The organism is Streptosporangium sp. NPDC051023 (assembly GCF_040689595.1).
In the GTDB taxonomy this organism is placed as follows: domain Bacteria; phylum Actinomycetota; class Actinomycetes; order Streptosporangiales; family Streptosporangiaceae; genus Streptosporangium.
Genome location: NZ_JBFBCE010000098.1, coordinates 1 through 16652 on the forward strand (window position 1 = coordinate 1; position 16652 = coordinate 16652).

A 16652-nucleotide genomic window follows, 5' to 3' on the forward strand; every position below is an offset into this window, starting at 1 on the left:
TTCTCACATTCTTTTTCCGGGTTTTTCCCATATATTCCATTACTTTCCCGGTGTTCCCTGTCGCCCCCGCCGCCGCGGGGGGGGGGGGCCCCCCCCCCCGGGCCACGACGGGTGACAGGCGGCACCGGATGACGGCACTGGGGAGGGCGCCAGGGGAGAGCCACAGGAGAGACAGGTGACCGACGGCGCCGGGGAACGGCCGGGAGCTTGGATCGGCTGACACTCAGGTCGGCAGAGCCGTCTGGACGGGCGTCGCCGTGCCCAGCGTGACCAGCAGCCCCCGACCCGGCGGGCCACCGACCGCGCCCCTGGGGAGGCGGATGGTGAACAGGTCGCCGTCCGCGGGACTCTGGACCGACAGCAACAGGCCGGTGCGCGCCTTGCGGGCCTCGGCGACGAAGCCCCGGTAGGCGGTGGTCAGGTCGCCCGTCGTCCCGCCGACGATGAGCCCGTGCTCGCTGTCGCGTCCCGTGCGCAGCACCTGTTCCAGGGCCATGCCCAGGGGGGAGTCCGCGGAGACCAGCTCGGCGTCGTCGACGATCACCACGTAGCGCTCGTGTCCCGCGACGGCCTCCTCCAGGTTGCCGTTCGCGTCGAGTACGGCCAGCACCCCCGGCGCGTCGACCAGCGTGCTGAGCGGGCTGCGACGCGGGGTGACCAGGGCGACCGGCGTGCCGTGGGCCAGCAGGGAGCGGGCGGCGGTCATCAGCGCCGAGGAGCGCCCCGAGCGGGACGGGCCCGCGACGACCGCGCCGGGACCGTGGGCGAGCAGGTCGACGCCGAGCGGGGCGAGGGAGTCGCCTCCCACGCCGAACAGCGCCCACAGCGGCGAAGGCGGTTCGAAGGAGGGCGCCAGCTCGAGAGCCTGGGCCGTGGTGATCCGCATCGGCAGCGCGTCGACTCGCAGCGGCGGCTCGCCCTCCCACAGCCACCCGCCGGACTCGGCGCGCCCGCCCAGCCCGGCCGCCCCACCGTCCGTGCCCATCGAGAGGCCGCCCGTGAGCCCGCCCGTGCCTGTCGCGAGCCCGCCCGCGCCTCCCACGAGGCCGTTCGCGAAGCGAGCGGGCACGGTTCTGGCGAGCGTCTGGAGCGTCGCGACCTGGGCGGGTCCCGCGGGATCGTCGCAGAGCAGCGCGATCTGGCTCTCCGTGATCCCGTGCTCGCCGGTGGACAGCGCCCGCCCCGCAGCCAGCGTGGTCGGCAGGTCCTTGATGGGCAGCCCGGCCAGGCCGTAGTCGGCGGGGTCGGCCAGGCGCAGGATCAGCCGGTCCTCGAAGACCGTGGAGATCTGCCCGATCAGCACGGATCTGTCGCCGGTCACCACGGCGCGCAGCCCGACCGCGGGTCCCTCCCTGAGCAGCTGCATCATCGACTCAATCAGCCGCCCGTAGTCGTAGCCCTCGAACGCGGCGACGAACCCCTCCCACCGGTCGAGCATCAGCACCAGCCACGGCAGCCTCGGCCCCGCCGACGCGGCGCGCAGCTCGGCCAGCGAGGCGTATCCGGCCTCGGCCAGCAGTTGCTGCCGGCGCCCGATCTCGGCGCGCAGCCTGGTCAGCAGCCGTTCGACCCGGTCGAGCTGGTCGCGGGTCACCACGGCGCCGCAATGCGGCATGGCCATCAGCGGCAGCAGCGCCCCCGAGCCGCAGTCGATCGCGTGCACGTGCACGTCCGCGGGGGACGCCCCGGCGGCGATCGCCCCGGCGAGCGTGCGCAGCGCGGTCGACCGTCCGCTGCGGGAGGCGCCCGCCAGGAGCAGGTGCCCCCCTCCGGCCAGGTCCAGCGCCAGCGGCCTGCGGTCCTGCGCCCACGGCAGGTCGGTCACCCCGAACGCCAGCGGCGGCACCTCCTGAACTCCCGCCCGGTACGGCGGCGCGTCACCCACGGTGGCCGAGAGACCGGGCGCGATCAGCAGGTCGTCGAGCGGCGGAAGCCAGGGGCTCGGCTGCCTCGGGATCCCGGCGACGCGGGCGGCCTCGACCAGGGCGTCCACGAGCACGGACAGGTCGGTGACGGAGGCGTTTTCCATGACCGTCTCGGACGGGGACAGCGGCTGTCCCAGGGCGCGCCAGTCCACCTCGGTCACCCGGGCCCTGACGTCGGCGCTCTGGGCGCCCGGACTGCGCCCGCCGATCCGGGCCGTCTGCACCGCCGTCGCCGCACCCGCGCCCGACTTCACGTAGCACCGGCCAGGAGTGGCCTTGGAGATGTGCGCGGCCTCCGGCCTGCCGATGACGTCGGCCGACTCCGACGCCTCCGTCACCCGCAGCGCGATGCGCAGTGAGGTGTTCGCCTGGATGTCGGCGGTCACCACGCCGCCGGGCCGCTGGGTGGCCAGGATCAGGTGGATGCCGAGCGAGCGGCCCCGCCTGGCGATGTCCACGAGGCCGGTCATGAAGTCGGGCAGCTCGCTGACCATGGCCGCGAACTCGTCGATGACCAGCACGAGGCGGGGCAGCGCCGCGAGCGGTTCGGCCCGCAGGGGCAGCTGCCTGACCGAGGAACCCGCTCCCGCGACGAGCAGGTCCCGTGAGGCGCGGGCCCGTTGCGCGTCGCGCAGGTCGTGGTAGTCCTCGATGTCCTTCGCCCCCGCGGCCAGCAGCAGCCGCTCGCGGCGGCGGATCTCGGCGGCCAGTGAGGCCAGTGCCCGCTGGGTGAGGTGGCCGTCGAGGTCGCTGACCATGCCGACCGTGTGCGGGAGCCGTACGCATTCCTTGAAGGCGGCCCCGCCCTTGTAGTCGATCAGCACGAAGGTCATCTCGTCGGGCCGGTTGGCCACCGCGAGCGAGCAGATCAGGGTCTGCAGCAGCTCCGACTTGCCCGCGCCGGTCGTTCCCGCGATGAGCGCGTGCGGCCCGTCGGTGCGCAGGTCGACGGAGAAGATCCCGTCGGGACCGGCTCCGATCACCGCCTCGGTGGTACGGCCCCAGCGCTCGGCGAGGGCGGCGCCGGAGACCGCGGGCAGATCGAGCAGATCGAGCAGCCGCGCGGAACCGGGCAGGGCGAGGCTCGAGTCGTCGCGGCTGACGTCGCGCACGGGGGCGAGGGAACGGGCGAGCCGGTCGCACCATGACGCGGAGACCTGGTCGGCCAGGATCTCGCCGAGTCCTTCGAGGCCGCCGCCGCGCAGCCGTACGGTGCCGTCCTCCGCCACGTCCGCGACGGTCGCGCACTCCTCGGGCAGCAGCCGCTGGTCGTCGTCGAGGGCCAGGGTGTAGACGCCCGCCCTGGGGCCCTGGCGCAGGACCTGCGGCATGCCGGGCAGCGCGCGCAGGACCTGGGCGCCGTCCAGGACGACCAGCACGTCGTAGGGGCGCTCGTCGTAGACCGGGGCGGCGTCCGGCTGCCCGGGGGCCCCACCGCCCAGATCACCCCACCCGGACGGGATGCGGCCGAGCTTGGCCGACGATCCCTCCTCCTCGCCCTGGCGTTCGTCGATCAGCGTGGTCAGCTCGCTCACCCTGCGGGCGGCGGCCTCCGGGTCGGCGCCGACCAGCGCCACGCAGTCCTCGCCGCCGTGCGGGGCGCAGTGCGGCAGCCAGCGGACCCAGTTCCAGCGTTCGTCTCCGTCGCGGTGCGCGGACAGCACCACGATCGCCAGGTCGCGGGGGCTGTGCAGGGCCGCGGCCTGACCGACGAGCCATCGGGCCAGGCCCGCCGTCGCGTGCCTGGGCCCGGTCAGGCCCGCGACGCCAAGGCGGCGCATGGCGAACGCGACCGGCACCGCGTGACAGTTCGGCAGGTCGGGGAGCGGGGTGTCCGCGGAGGCTGAACGTTCCGGCGCGAACTCCAGATCGGCGGGGAGGTCGGCGAGGCCGACCCGCAGCCTGAGCGCGTCCGGGTCGTGGTCGCGGCGCTCCCACAGCCGCCGCCGCGGGCCGGTCGCGGTGAGCAGCACCTCGGCGGGGTCGGGCGCGGCGTCGCGGCGTTCGGCCTCGTCGGCTGCGCGGGCGCGTTCGACGTCGGCCTCGAAGACCTTCAGCCGCTCCTTGTACTGCTTCATCTGCTGGCGGTACTGCTTGCGGCCGTGCCGCCTGTCGCTCCACCACTGGCCGATCATGATCAGCGGCGTCATCAGCGCCATCAGCAGGAAGTACCAGATGTGGAAAGCCCAGGCCATGACCACGCCGAGTGCGGCGGGCAGGAAGGCCGTCAGCAGCTGTAGCCGCATGGTCTCGGCGCGTTTCGGCTCGGCGGGCACCTCGAACCGCCGCATGCCCTGGGGCCTGCGCAGCCTGGGCGGCCGGTTGTAGGCGAGACCGCCGTCCGGCTGGGCGTCCAGGTGCGCGTCGGGAGGCTCGACGGCCTTGAGGGTCAGCACGCTCGCGCCGCAGGTGAGCACGGCGTGCTCGGGCCAGGGCACCGCGCCCTTCAGGCCCTCCGCGTCCTTCGGGCCCTCCAGCGGCTCGCGGTCCAGCCTCGGCGCCGCTCCCGCTCCCGCCTCGACGGTGATGGCCTCCGGGGTGAGCCGCACCACGGCGGCCTGGCCGGGCAGCAGGGGGTCGGCGATGGCGACCGCGCACGCGGGGTCGGAGCCGATGGTGTGGACTCCCAGGCTGAGGCGGTGCACGGACCCGGCGGCCGGTCCGCCGACGACCCGGATCTCCACGATGCCGCCCGGTTCCTCGGCGAGCGTCGCGGCGGCCAGGTCCCGGTCGAGGGTGACGAGGTCGCCGTCGCGGAGCAGGCCCAGGGCGGGCGCGGACGGGTCGAGGGGGCGGCCGTCGAGCCAGAGGACCGGGGGGTCCGCGCCCGCGTCGCGGTCCAGGCCGTACGGTGCCTTGCTGCGCGTCAGCCGTACCACGTTGCTCGGCCGCTCGCCGGCCTGACCGGCGAGCGACTCGGCGAGCCGCGCCACCGTGGTCGTCTCGTCGCCCTCGACCACGACATCGCGGTCGGCGTGCTCACTGAGCACGGTGAGCATGATCCGCATCGACGCTCTCCTCGGGTCGGAGCCCCGGTCCACGGTACAGAGTGGCGGCCACCTCGCATGAGCGGTTTGTGGCAATGCCATGGGGCGTGGGCCGGTATGTGGAAAACGTGGCAGCCTGTGGAAAACTGTCGGATGAAGGTGGGCGGTTATGCCGTTTTAAATGGGCATTCGCCGATCCCGGCCGCCTGGGGAATGTCGTGCAGGGTTGTGGAAAACCCGGCTGGAGGCCACGGGGGCACGGCGGATGTCGGCTCCGGCGTCGAGCGGATCCGTCGTCTCACCGGCGTGCCGCGCCCGAAGCTGTTCATCATGCCGTAAGGATGGCACATTTTGAACGGGTTCAGGGGAAGGGGAGTGTACGGCCTTCTGGCCGTATGGTGAAGGCCTCAAACCTTTCCCGGCGAATGAGGCTCCTAAACGCTGGGACAGATGATACACGAGTTAATCTGAGTCCTTATCGCCCCGATAAGTCATCTGTCATCTGGCCAAACCGCCAGGTTCCCTCAGATCGGCGTTGACAGACCCGTTCCTATCAAACGAGCATGGGACCCGAGTTTTGTCCGCCAGTTCATCGGCCCGGTGCGCACAATGGCGTAAATTCAGGCAGTAGTCCTATTTGTGAAGACTCTGGGAGTCCCCCTACCCATGAGGACCAGTGAGAAGCCGGTCGGCCGTGCCCCGGTGAACGCCGAGCGGCCGGGCGCGCAGCCAGGCCTTTCCGGGCCTGCGTCGCGCAAGCTCCCCGTGCCCCCGCGCGAGCGCAAACCCGCGCTCGCGGCCCTCGCCCTGCTGCTCATCCTGGGTGGGGCGCTCGCCACGACCCTGCTGGTCCTGCGCAGCGGCGACCGGGTCGCCGCGATCCAGATCACCCGGCAGATCGGCGCGGGCCAGCAGATGCTTGTGACCTCCATGAGGGAGGTCCAGGTCGCCGGCACCGACATCGACTACGTGGCATGGGCCGACAGAGAACGCGTCGCGCAGAACTTCGCCCGCGTCACCCTCCTGGAGGGCACCCTGCTGACCAGGGGGATGGTCGTCTCCACCAGCGAGGAGCTCGGCCCGGGCAAGGCCATCGTCGGCCTGTCGCTCAAACCGGGCCAACTGCCCATCACCCTCGACGTGGGTGACCGAGTCCAGGTGATCTACGTGCCCGGCCGGGGCGGGGACGCGGGGACGCAGAGCCGGATCCTCGCGCAGAGCGCGCTCGTCCACCGGATGCGCACCTCCAACACGGGTGCTCCGACCGGCCAGCTGGCGGTCATCGTGGACGTCAAGGACGCACCCGCGATCACCACCTACGCCTCCAGCGGCGAGATCGCCGTGGCCGAGCTGCCCGGGGCGCGGTGACGTGGCGCTCATCGTGCTGGCCGCCGACAAGGGCGCGCCCGGCGTCACCACGGCGGCGACCGCGCTGGGCGCGGTCTGGCCGCGTGCTGTGCTGCTCGCCGAGTGCGACCCCGCGGGAGGGGACCTCGCCTACCGCCTCCCCGCCGTGGACGGAGGCGTGCTCAACCCCAACAGGGGTCTGCTCACCCTGGGCGCGACGGCCCGCCGCGGCCTGCAGCCCGAGCAGGTCTACGAGCACACCCAGAGGATCGTCGGCGGCCTCGACGTGCTGGCCGGGCTGACCCACGGTGAGCAGGCCGCCGGGCTCACCTGGCTCTGGGGTCCGCTGGGGCGTGCGCTGGCCGCGCTGCCCGACGCCGACGTGCTGGCCGACTGCGGCCGTCTCGGCGGCCACCCCGAGATGGGGGAGCTGATGGCGGAGGCCGCCCTCGTGGTGTTGTTCACCAGGGCGAGCCTGGACCACGTCGCCCATCTGAGGGAGCGCCTTCAGGTGCTGCCCGGCTCGGTGCAGGTCGCGATCGTGGTGATCGCCGACCCGCGCCAGTACCGCACGACGATCGACGAGGTCCGCCGAATCGTCATGGCCACCGGCAGGGAGCTCGCCTTCGTGACCGGGATCGCGCACGACCCGAAGGGCGCAGAACTGCTGCGCGGTCAGTGGGGCGGGCGCCTCGACCGCTCGCTGCTGATCCGCACCGCCCGTGAGCTGGCCGGCCGTCTCTCCGCGCAGGTCCGAGCTCCGGAGCCCGCCACATGACCGTCGACCACACCCTGGTGAAGCGCTTCCGGCAGGAGGTCGGCGACAGGCTGGCCCACCAGCGCCGCCTCGACCAGGCCAGCGGCCTGGTGCCGATGAGCGGCGAGGACGAGCGGCAGTTCGCCCGCGCGCTGATCGCGCAGGTGCTCGAGGAGTTCGCGCGGGGCGAGATCGGCGTCGGCCGTACCCCGCCGAGCGCCGAGGAGGAGGAGGCGCTCGCCGCGGGAATCCACGCCGCGCTGTTCGGCGTTGGCCGCCTGCAGCCCCTGCTGGACGACCCCGAGGTCGAGAACATCGACATCAACGGCTGCGACCGGGTCTTCGTCGGCTACGCCGACGGCCAGGAGCTCATGCGGGAGCCGGTCGCGGAGTCCGACGAGGAACTGGTCGAGCTGATCCAGATCCTCGCCGCCTACAGTGGCCTGTCCAGCAGGCCCTTCGACACCGCCAACCCGCAGCTCGACCTGCGCCTGCCCGACGGCTCCCGGCTGTCGGCGGTGATGGACGTGACGGTCCGCCCCTCCGTCTCCATCCGCCGCTCCCGCCTCGGCAAGGTCTTCCTCAGCGACCTCGTGGGAAACGGCACTCTCACCCCCGAGCTCGGCCGTTTCCTGTCAGCCGCCGTCGCGGCCCGCAAGAACATCATGATCTCCGGTTCGACCAACGCGGGAAAGACGACCCTGTTGCGTGCGCTGGCCAACGAGATCCCGCCCGCCGAGCGGCTGATCACCGTCGAGCGCGCGCTTGAGCTAGGTCTCGACCAGTTCTCCGAGCTCCACCCGAACGTGGTCGCCTTCGAGCAGAGGCTGCCCAACTCGGAGGGCCAGGGCGAGATCTCCATGGCGGAGCTCGTCCGCCGTTCGCTGCGCATGAACCCATCCCGGGTGATCGTCGGAGAGGTCCTCGGCGACGAGATCGTCACCATGCTCAACGCGATGACCCAGGGTAACGACGGCTCGCTGTCGACCATCCACGCCAACTCCTCGATGGAGGTCTTCAACCGCATCGCCACCTACGCGCTCCAGGCCGCGGAGCGCCTGCCGATCGAGGCAACTCACATGCTCATCGCGGGCGCGATCGACTTCGTGGTCTTCATCGAGAAGCGCAACGACTACGCCAAGGGTGGCAGGCTGCGCCGGTTCGTTTCGAGCGTGCGCGAGGTGGCCGGCGTCGACGGCAGGGTGCTCTCCTCGGAGGTGTTCGCCCTCGCGCCGGACGGCAGGGTGCTGCCGAACGCCCCCCTGTCCTGCATGGAAGAGCTGGCCTACCACGGCTACGACCCCGGGGGCTGGGCATGATCGGGCTTCCCGCCGAGCTGTTCGACCCCCTGGTCATGCTCGCGGGCGCGGCACTCGGCGCCGGGCTGTTCCTGCTCGGCCTGTCCCTGTACGGCGTGCGCCCCCGCCCCGCGGCCCCCGGCAGGAGAGCAGGAAGGCGCGAGCTCATCCGGGCCCTGTCGACCCGTTCCGCGATCGGCGTGATCGTGGGCCTTGTCGTGCTCGTGGTGACCGGGTGGCCGGTGATGGCCGCCGGAGCCGTACTGCTCGCGCTGGGCTGGCGGGGCCTGTCGGGCGGTGCGGCCGAGGAGCGCACGGCGATGCGGCGCCTGGAAGGACTGGCCGCCTGGACCGAGTCGCTCCGCGACACCATCGCGGGAGCGGCGGGTCTCGAACAGGCCATCCCGTCCTCGATCAGGGCCGCGGCGCCCATGCTCCGCCCGCACCTGGTCTCGCTGGTCGACCGTCTGCACACCCGGATGCCGCTGCCCGACGCGCTCAGGATCTTCGCCGACGAGCTCGACGACCCCTCGGCCGACCTGGTCGTGGCCGCGCTCATCCTCAACTCGAAGCTGCGCGGCCCCGGTCTGCGCGACGTGCTCGGCGCACTCGCCGTCTCGGCCCGCGAGGAGCTCGACATGCGCCGCCGCGTCGAGGCCGAACGCCGCTCGACCCGGAGAAGCGTGCAGATCGTCGTCGGTACGGCCATTGCCTTCGCCGTCGCGCTCGTCGTGTTCAACCCCTCCTACGTCGCCGAGTACGACAACGCTCTCGGCCAGGCCGTGCTCGTCGTCGTCGCCGGGTTCTTCGGCGCGGGTTTCGCCTGGATGCGCCGCCTGGCCCGCTTCGACAAGCCCGCCAGGCTGCTCGGGCTGCCCTCGGGAGGCGAGGTGCGCGATGCCGACTGAGACGCTGCTCGCCGGAGGCGTGCTGGGGCTCGGCCTGTTCCTGCTGATGAGGGCGCTGTTCCCGGCCCGTCCCGGGCTGGTGACGCGACTGCTCGCCCTCGACGCGGCGAAGGAGGGCACGCAGGCTCCGCGCGCCAGGCTCATCCTGCCCGACGAGGACGTCAGCGCCTTCCGGCGGGGTCTGGGCCAGCGCCTGGCCCGCCTGTACGCCGCCAGAGGCTGGGAGGCCCGTTCCGCCAGGTCCGACCTGGCCCTGCTCGGCAGGTCGTTCGAGGCCTTCCTCGCGACCAAGGTGCTGCTGGCCGTCTCCGGGCTGCTGGCCTTCCCGCTGCTGCTCGGCTGGCTGGTGCTGATGGAGTGGGACACCTCGCTCACCATCCCGCTGTGGGCCGCCCTCGCTGTTTCCGGAGCGTTCTTCGTCCTGCCCGACATGCAGGTCAAACGGGACGCGGCGCGGATGCGCCGCGACTTCCGGCATGTCGTCGGCGCCTTCCTCGACCTGGTCGCGATGAACCTGGCGGGCGGGCGCGGGGTGCCCGAGGCGCTGATGATGGCCGTCTCGGTCGGCAGTCCCGGCGCCGACGAGGAGGAGGCCAACTGGGCGATGGCCCGCATCCGTGAGGCGCTCGGCAACGCCAGGATCGTCGGCATCACCCCCTGGCAGGCTCTCGGACAGCTCGGTGACGAGATCAACGTCGACGAGCTGCGCGACCTGTCCGCCGCCCTCGGGCTGGTCGCGGATGACGGAGCCAAGGTCCGCACATCCCTGACCGCCCGTGCCGCGACCCTGCGGCGGCGGGAGCTCGCCGAGATCGAAGGACAGGCGGGTGAGCGCTCCCAGTCAATGCTCGTCGCCCAGCTTTTGCTCTGTGCCGGCTTCGTGATCTTCCTGAGTTTTCCGGCCGCTATGAAGATGTTGGGGTCCTGACCATGCTGAGCCATCCGTGGATCGTCTACGCGACAACCTTCCTGAGTGTGCGGATCGACAGGGCACGAAACGCTCCGAGCAGGGGCGCCTCCGCCGTCGAGTGGGTCATCATCACCGCGATCATCGCCGGGGTCGCCCTCGGCCTCGCCACGCTCATCAAGAGCCTGGTCGAGGGCAGGCAGGGGGAGATCTCCGACCAGTTCGGCGGTGGCGGCGGTGGTGGCGGTGGCGGTGGAGGAGGCGGCACTGACGGCGGAGGTGGCCCGGGTGGCGGCAACGGCTGAGGCCTTCCCGGCGCGGGTCAGGGAACGGATCCGGGGCCGGACCCGAGCGCGGGGCCCGGAACGGACCCGGGGTCGCCCTCGGGCGCGGATCCGGCGCCGTGACCGCGAGCGGGGAGCCGCCGTCATCGAGCTGGCGATGATCATGCCGGTTGTGCTGGCGGTCGTCCTGCTCGTCGTGCAGTTCGCCCTGTGGTTCCACGGCCGCCAGGTGGCCGACGCCGCGGCCAGGGAGGGGTCGCGGCTCGCCCGGGTCAACAGCGACTCCTGGCAGCAGGACGCCACGTCCAAGGCCGAGGAGGTGCTCAAGGCCATCGGCCCCAAGCTTCTCGATGGCGCGACCGTGACGACCTGGGAGGAGGGCGACCAGCGGGGCGTGGAGATCACCGCGACCGCGGTCCAGGTCGTTCCGCTGCTGCCGTCGACGACCTTCACCATCACCTCGCGGTTCGGTGGTCCCGTCGAGTGCTTCCGCCCCGATGACGGGAGCGAGGGGTGCCAGTGACCTTCCGGGCCGCCTCCCCGCACGGGCGGGCCTCCTCAGGTGAGGGGCTCTCCCCGTGCGAGCGTGCGCGCGGTCTCCGCGGGGGGCGGCCAAGGTTCGGTGGTGACCGGGGATCCCTGTCGGCGGAGACGGTGCTGCTCGCCCCGGTGTTCCTGCTCTTCCTGCTCTTCCTGGTCGGGGCGGGCAGGGTGGTCGAGGCCCAGGGCGAGGTCAACGGCGCCGCCAGGGACGCCGCGAGGGCGGCCTCCGTCGAGCGCACCCGCTCGGACGCGGAGACCGCGGCGACGGAGGCGGCTGAGGCCTCGCTGTCCGGTCAGTGCGATCCCGAGGTCAGCCTGGGCGATGGCACGAAGTGGGAGGCGGGCGGCGAGGTCAGGGTGGTGGTGACCTGTTCGCTGAACCTGGACTTCCTCGGGTTCGGCGCCGCGAAGGAGATGAGGGGCGACGCGGTGGTCCCGCTTGAGCGGTTCAGGAGAGTGGAGAAATGAGCCTCTCCCGCGCCTCAGCGGCTTTCCGAACCTCTGAAACCTCTCCAGCCCCTGGGACCTCCCCAGCTCCTGAGATCTTCCCGGCCTCCCGGGCCCATCGTGGTCGTGCGGGTGCCGGGGACCGGGGGTCGATGTCGGTCTTCACGGTGATCTTCTCGGTGGTGGTCTTCATGCTGGCCGGGCTCCTCGTCGACGGCGGGGCCGCCATCAACGCCAGGCTGCGGGCTGCGGACATCGCCGAGCAGGCAGCGAGGGCCGCCGCCGACCAGATCGACGTCGAGCACCTGCGCGAAACCGGCCAGGCCCAGCTGCTGGACGAGGGCACGGTGTGCGGGAAGGCGAGGGAGATCGTCTCCGCCCACGCGACCTCGGACGTCCAGCTCGGCGAGTGCACGGTCGGCGGGGGCCAGGCCGAGGTCACGGTGCGGGTCTCCGTCGCCTGGAAGGCGTTCTTCCTCGCCGCGCTCGGCTTCCCCGGCTCCGAGATGGAGGCCGAGGCGACCGCGGGCCCGGACATGGGCGAGGACGCCTGATGGCAGGTCCGGCGGAGAAACGGCCTGCGGGGGCGGGCAGACGCGGAGAAGGCGCCCCAGACCAATTGCGGTGAACCACTGGCCGAGCGGACCAAGGATGACGAACCTAGACGGGAAGGGAGACGCATGCCCACGCGACAGCCCATGCGCATAAAGCCGAGACGTACGGCGGGCGACCTGATCGCCGGCCTCGGCGCGCTGGTCGTGCTGGTCGCGCTGGTCGGCGGTGTCCCCTACGCGCTGCTCAGGCTGGCCGGGCCGCCGCTCTCACCCGAGCTGCTCCACCTGAATCTGCTGACCAGCCAGGTCGGGACGAGCCTGATCATCGCGATTCTCGTGCTGCTGGTCTGGCTCGCGTGGCTGCAGCTGACCGTCTGCGTGATCGTCGAGATCTACGCCGGGCTGCGCCGGGTCGGCATGCCCGCCAGGGTCCCGTTCTCCGGCGGCACCCAGGTGCTGGCCAACCGGCTGGTCTCGGCCGTCCTGCTGCTGTTCACCGTCTCCGCGGTTGTCGTGCCGATCGCGAGGTCGGCGGGTCCGCCGGTCGCCCGTCCTGTGGTCGCGGCCGCCGCCTCGGTCTCGGCTCCCGACACCCAGGAGCGGGCGCCGCTGGTTCCGGTGGAGAAGGCCAAGAAGGTGTATGTGGTGCAGCCGCCGCATGGGCGGCACCACGAGAGCCTGTGGGAGATCGCGGAGAAGTGCCTCGGTGACGGGCGGCGCTATCCGGAGATCTACCGCCTCAACCAGCACAAGGAACAGCCGGACGGCAGCCGCCTTCACATGGCCGACCTGATCAGGCCGGGCTGGGTCCTCGACATGCCGGACGACGCGAGGAACGTGCACATCGTCCCGGCCTCCCAGCCTCGGGACGAGACCCTGGAAGACCACCCGGACAAGCCCGCCGAGCTCGACGGCCACACCCAGTTCATCCAGGGGGGCGCGGACCTGCCTTCCGAGTCCCGCCCCGAGGTCTCCCTTCCCTCCGACACCTCGGTCCTGCCCGACGGGTCGCAGAAGAAGGCGGACGGTCGCGAGGGTTCCGCTCATCCTCGGAGGGAGGCCGCGGACGGTGGCAAGCGTGATCCGTACGCGGTGACGGGCCGCACGTCCGAGCACGGCGGGCCGGGACAGAGTTCGGGGAAGGGAGCGGAGCAGGGCGCGGCGCGGGAGCACGAGCAGGGGCCGGGGCTCGAACTGCTCGACTATCTGGCGGGCGCCTCGCTGGCGGCGGCCGGGCTGCTGGCCGCGCTCGGCCGCAGGCGCAGGCAGCAGCTCTGGCACCGGGCGTTCGGCCGCAGGATCGTCAGGCCGAGGGACGACGCGGCCCAGGCCGAGCTGGCGCTCAGGCTCGGCGCCGACGCCCCGGGCAGCCGGATGCTGGACATCGGGCTGCGGCTGCTCGGCCAGTCCCTGGCGGCCCAGAAGCGCGTGCCGCCCACGATCTACGCCGCGCACCTGTCCGCGCAGAGCCTCGACCTGTGGATTCACCCACCCGCCTCGGAAGCCCCCGCGCCCTGGGCCGCCCACGACGGAGGCCAGGTCTGGCGGCTGCCCGCCCACGAGGGCAGGATGCTCGACGAGCGGGCGCTGGCCGAGGCGCCCGCGCCGTACCCGGGGCTGGTCTCGCTCGGGTCGAACGGCGAGGGGCGCGTGCTCATCGACCTGGAGGCGGCACACGGCCTGATCAGCCTCAAGGGCGCCCAGACCACCCCGGCGCTCGCCGCCCTGGCCGTCGAGCTCGCGACCAACCGCTGGTCGGACCGGATGAGCGTCACGCTCGTCGGGTTCGGCGAGGAACTGACCCTGATCGCCCCCGATCGGATCAGATACGTGGCCACCCTCGCCGAGGTCCTGCCCGAGCTTGAAGCCAAGGCGGAAGAACGCGGTCAGGGCGGGGAGGTGCTGACGGGGCGGATCCACGGGCGTGCCGCTGACCCGATCTGGCCGCCGCACTACGTGCTGTCCGCGCTCGCCCCGAGCGAGGAGGAGGGACGCCGTCTCGCGGTGCTCGCCAGGAAGGGCACCAGGACCGCGGCCGGGTACGTCGTCGCCGGTGAGGTCCCGCACGCCACCTGGAACTGGGAGATCACCGAGGACGGCAAGGCCAGTGTCGACGCGCTGGGCTTCGAGGTGGACGCGCAGCTCCTGCCCCGCCGCCACTACCGCGCCCTGATCGACCTGTTCCACGCGGCCGATCGGCTCGACGGCGAGCCGATCGCCGACCGTCCGGAGCCGGTCCCGCGGACGCCCTCGCTGGAGGTACGGATCCTCGGCCCCGCCGAGATCACCGGGCCGTCGCCGATGGAGGAGGGGCGGGCCGTGCTCGCCGTCGAGCTCGTCGTCTACCTGGCGACCCACCCCGGTGGCGTTCACCCGGTCGTGCTCGGTGGCATCCTCTGGCCGCGCGGCGTGCAGACGGCCGTCAGGGACGCGACCATCGCCAGGGTCGTCACCTGGCTGGGCGCCGACAGCGCGGGACGCCCCAACCTCTACGCCGACGAGTCGGGCAGGCTCCGTCTCGGCCCCGAGGTGAGGACGGACTGGATGGTCTTCCGCGACCTGGTCCGCCGGTCCCACACGGACTCGACCGTGGGCGCCGTGCTCCTCGAGCGGGCCCTGAACCTGGTGCGCGGACCGTTGCTCAACGGCCGCCAGCGCGGCCGTTACGCCTGGCTGGCCGACGACGACCTGGAGTACGACGTGACGGCGGCCGTCGCGGACGCCGCCCACCGGCTCTGCGACATACGGCTGGCGGAGGAGGACGCGGGACGGGCCGTCGCCGCGGTGCGGGCGGGGCTGCTGCTGGCCGCCGACGACGAGGGGCTCTGGCGGGACCTGCTGCGGGCCACGCATCTCACCGGCGACCAGGCCCGCCTGCGGACCGTGGTCGAGGCCCTGCACAGACGGGCCGCATCCCAGCCGGAGGGCGGCGGAATGGCCCCGGAGACCGAGGCCCTGATCGACGAGCTCCTGCCCTCGTGGCGGATGCGCTCGGCGCCGTCCGCATGAACGCGCGGGAAGGCGGTTTCCGCGCCGGTGTCGTCAGAGGGCGGGGAGGCCGCGGTGCCGGGGTGATGCGAGGGCGCGTGGTGCTGGCGGTGCTGGCGGTGGTGGTGCTTCTCGCCGGGCTCGTGGGGTGTTCGTCGCGGCCGGCCCGGCCTTTCGTCCCCGGGGATCTTTCCGAGGCCCCCGGGGCGGCCGACCCTTCGCGGCCGGTCGCGGCGGTGCCGACGGCCAGGACGGAGACCGTCGAGGCCGCGCCCGGCGTGCGGCTGGTGGTCGAGTGGCCGGGCACGCCAACCCCGGACGTCACCGGGATGATCGACGCCTTCCGCGACCATCTGGCCGGGTCGTTCAAGGCCGTCGTCACCGGAGGCCGGGACGTCGCCTATCTCGACGTCGTCGAGGGCGACGCGGTACGGGACGTGAACGCGTGGGTGCAGGAGTTCCTTGACGAGCGGCGCTCCGTACGGGGCACCGCACGCCTCTACGCGCTCGACGTCGGCTCGATCAGTGGCAGGGGGGCGCAGCTCGACGCGTGCGTCGACGAGTCGGGGATGCGTCTGCTCGACTCGTCGACCGGCAAACCGGTTCCCCACCAGCCCGCGTGGACCCGCGAGCCCTTCCTGCAGTCCGCAGGGATGCGGCTCGGCGACGACGGCGTCTGGCGGGTCGCGCTGCTCCGGCACACCGACCTTCCCAACGAACGCGCGAAGGGATGTCTTCGATGATCGGGAAAGTGATCGTTGCGGGACTGCTCGTGCTCGCCTCCGCCAACCCGGGAGGCGGCAGCGGCGAGGGCGCTCCCGACGCCAAGGGCTTCCAGCAGGGCAAGAACGGGGGGACGGTCGGGGTGATCCTGAAGGACTCCCAGATCATCGTGACCGGAACCGGCCTCAGCGGCAAGAGCGACGGCTACCGGGTCAAGCGCCCCTGCTGGTACGAACCCGGAAAGAACGCCGCCGACATGCTGAAGGAACAGCAGAAGTCCAAGCCCGAGTGGATTCCCGAGACGGAGTGGCGCAGGCATCTGGACTCCCTCAAGCAGTTCGAGGAGAAGGTCGGCCAGGAGGGGCGCTGGTGGACGCGCGGCTACAACGCGGCGGACCCCAACGCGCTGTCCTGCCTGGCGGGGCTCGAGCCCTACGTGTTCGTGCCGCCGAACACGACCCCGCCCTCCGGGATCACCGTCGCCGAGCTGGCCGACATCGCCAGGGCCGCGCTGACCGTCCCCGAGCCGAAGATCAAGCTAAATCCGGACGTCAAGAGCTACGTCAACCTGCCGACCTGGGTCTGGCTGGACGACCCGGGGCAGACCACCAGGTCGGTGACCGCGACGCTCCCCGGGGTCATGAGCGCGACCGTGACGGCCACGCTCGGGGACCTGGACATCGACTCGGGCACCACCTCCGACCGGGCCGACGTCAGGAAGAAGTGCGGTCCCGGGGGCAAGCCGTACGCCAAAGGGGCGGCGTTCACCTGCGGTGTGAGCTACCTGCGCGCCTCGGTCGACCAGCCGCGCGACGTCTACACGATGACCGTCACCTCGGTCTGGAACGTGGCGGTGAACGTGGCGGGCGTCGCCTACGACCCCGTACGGGCGAGCGCGACCCGTGACGTCGCCGTCGGCGAGGTGCAGAGCATCGTCAAGGGAGACAACTGAGCCGCCCCTCGGGACCGGGAGGAGTGGTGGGT

General features: G+C 72.3%; 13 protein-coding genes. 12 read left to right on the top strand and 1 reads right to left on the bottom strand.

The genetic code is table 11. The features are described 5' to 3' along the window. Positions 1-223: 223 nt before the first annotated feature. On the bottom strand, positions 224-4933 hold the full coding sequence (locus AB0395_RS40460; protein WP_366291085.1) for an FtsK/SpoIIIE domain-containing protein: 4710 nt from the start codon (positions 4931-4933) through the stop codon (positions 224-226). A 645-nt stretch (positions 4934-5578) separates the two neighbouring features. Here AB0395_RS40460 and AB0395_RS40465 point away from each other — a divergent pair. The 12 genes from AB0395_RS40465 (at position 5579) to AB0395_RS40520 (ending at position 16620) form a co-directional block, all read left to right on the top strand. Beyond that, a complete protein-coding gene (locus AB0395_RS40465; protein ID WP_366291088.1) occupies positions 5579-6280 on the top strand; it encodes a hypothetical protein in 702 nt (233 codons plus the stop codon). A gap of 1 nt (position 6281) precedes the next feature. Beyond that, on the top strand, positions 6282-7037 hold the full coding sequence (locus tag AB0395_RS40470; RefSeq protein WP_366291091.1) for a hypothetical protein: 756 nt from the start codon (positions 6282-6284) through the stop codon (positions 7035-7037). Continuing rightward, positions 7034-8335: an ATPase, T2SS/T4P/T4SS family gene (locus tag AB0395_RS40475; RefSeq protein ID WP_366291094.1), complete on the top strand. Its 1302-nt coding sequence runs from the start codon at positions 7034-7036 to the stop codon at positions 8333-8335. Before AB0395_RS40470 ends, AB0395_RS40475 begins: the two co-directional genes overlap by 4 nt. Further along, positions 8332-9222, top strand: coding sequence for a type II secretion system F family protein (locus tag AB0395_RS40480; protein ID WP_366291097.1), 891 nt, complete (start codon positions 8332-8334; stop codon positions 9220-9222). The genes AB0395_RS40475 and AB0395_RS40480 overlap by 4 nt, the downstream gene beginning before the upstream one ends. Further along, positions 9212-10150, top strand: a complete 939-nt coding sequence (locus AB0395_RS40485; RefSeq protein WP_366291100.1) for a type II secretion system protein — start codon at positions 9212-9214, stop codon at positions 10148-10150. The genes AB0395_RS40480 and AB0395_RS40485 overlap by 11 nt, the downstream gene beginning before the upstream one ends. Before the next feature lie 2 nt (positions 10151-10152). Then, positions 10153-10434: a hypothetical protein gene (locus tag AB0395_RS40490; protein WP_366291103.1), complete on the top strand. Its 282-nt coding sequence runs from the start codon at positions 10153-10155 to the stop codon at positions 10432-10434. Beyond that, positions 10418-10936, top strand: coding sequence for a TadE family protein (locus AB0395_RS40495; RefSeq protein WP_366291106.1), 519 nt, complete (start codon positions 10418-10420; stop codon positions 10934-10936). Before AB0395_RS40490 ends, AB0395_RS40495 begins: the two co-directional genes overlap by 17 nt. After that, positions 10927-11424, top strand: a complete 498-nt coding sequence (locus AB0395_RS40500; RefSeq protein WP_366291109.1) for a TadE/TadG family type IV pilus assembly protein — start codon at positions 10927-10929, stop codon at positions 11422-11424. Before AB0395_RS40495 ends, AB0395_RS40500 begins: the two co-directional genes overlap by 10 nt. Positions 11425-11555: 131 nt before the next feature. Further along, positions 11556-11957, top strand: a complete 402-nt coding sequence (locus tag AB0395_RS40505; protein WP_366291111.1) for a pilus assembly protein TadG-related protein — start codon at positions 11556-11558, stop codon at positions 11955-11957. A 126-nt stretch (positions 11958-12083) separates the two neighbouring features. Beyond that, positions 12084-14966 carry a hypothetical protein gene (locus tag AB0395_RS40510; protein ID WP_366291114.1) on the top strand — a complete coding sequence of 961 codons (2883 nt, stop codon included), beginning with the start codon at positions 12084-12086 and terminating at the stop codon, positions 14964-14966. Further along, positions 14936-15688, top strand: coding sequence for a hypothetical protein (locus tag AB0395_RS40515; protein WP_366291116.1), 753 nt, complete (start codon positions 14936-14938; stop codon positions 15686-15688). The genes AB0395_RS40510 and AB0395_RS40515 overlap by 31 nt, the downstream gene beginning before the upstream one ends. Further along, entirely contained in the window at positions 15685-16620 is a 936-nt protein-coding gene (locus AB0395_RS40520) for a hypothetical protein (protein ID WP_366291119.1), read from the top strand. Before AB0395_RS40515 ends, AB0395_RS40520 begins: the two co-directional genes overlap by 4 nt. Positions 16621-16652 lie beyond the last annotated feature (32 nt).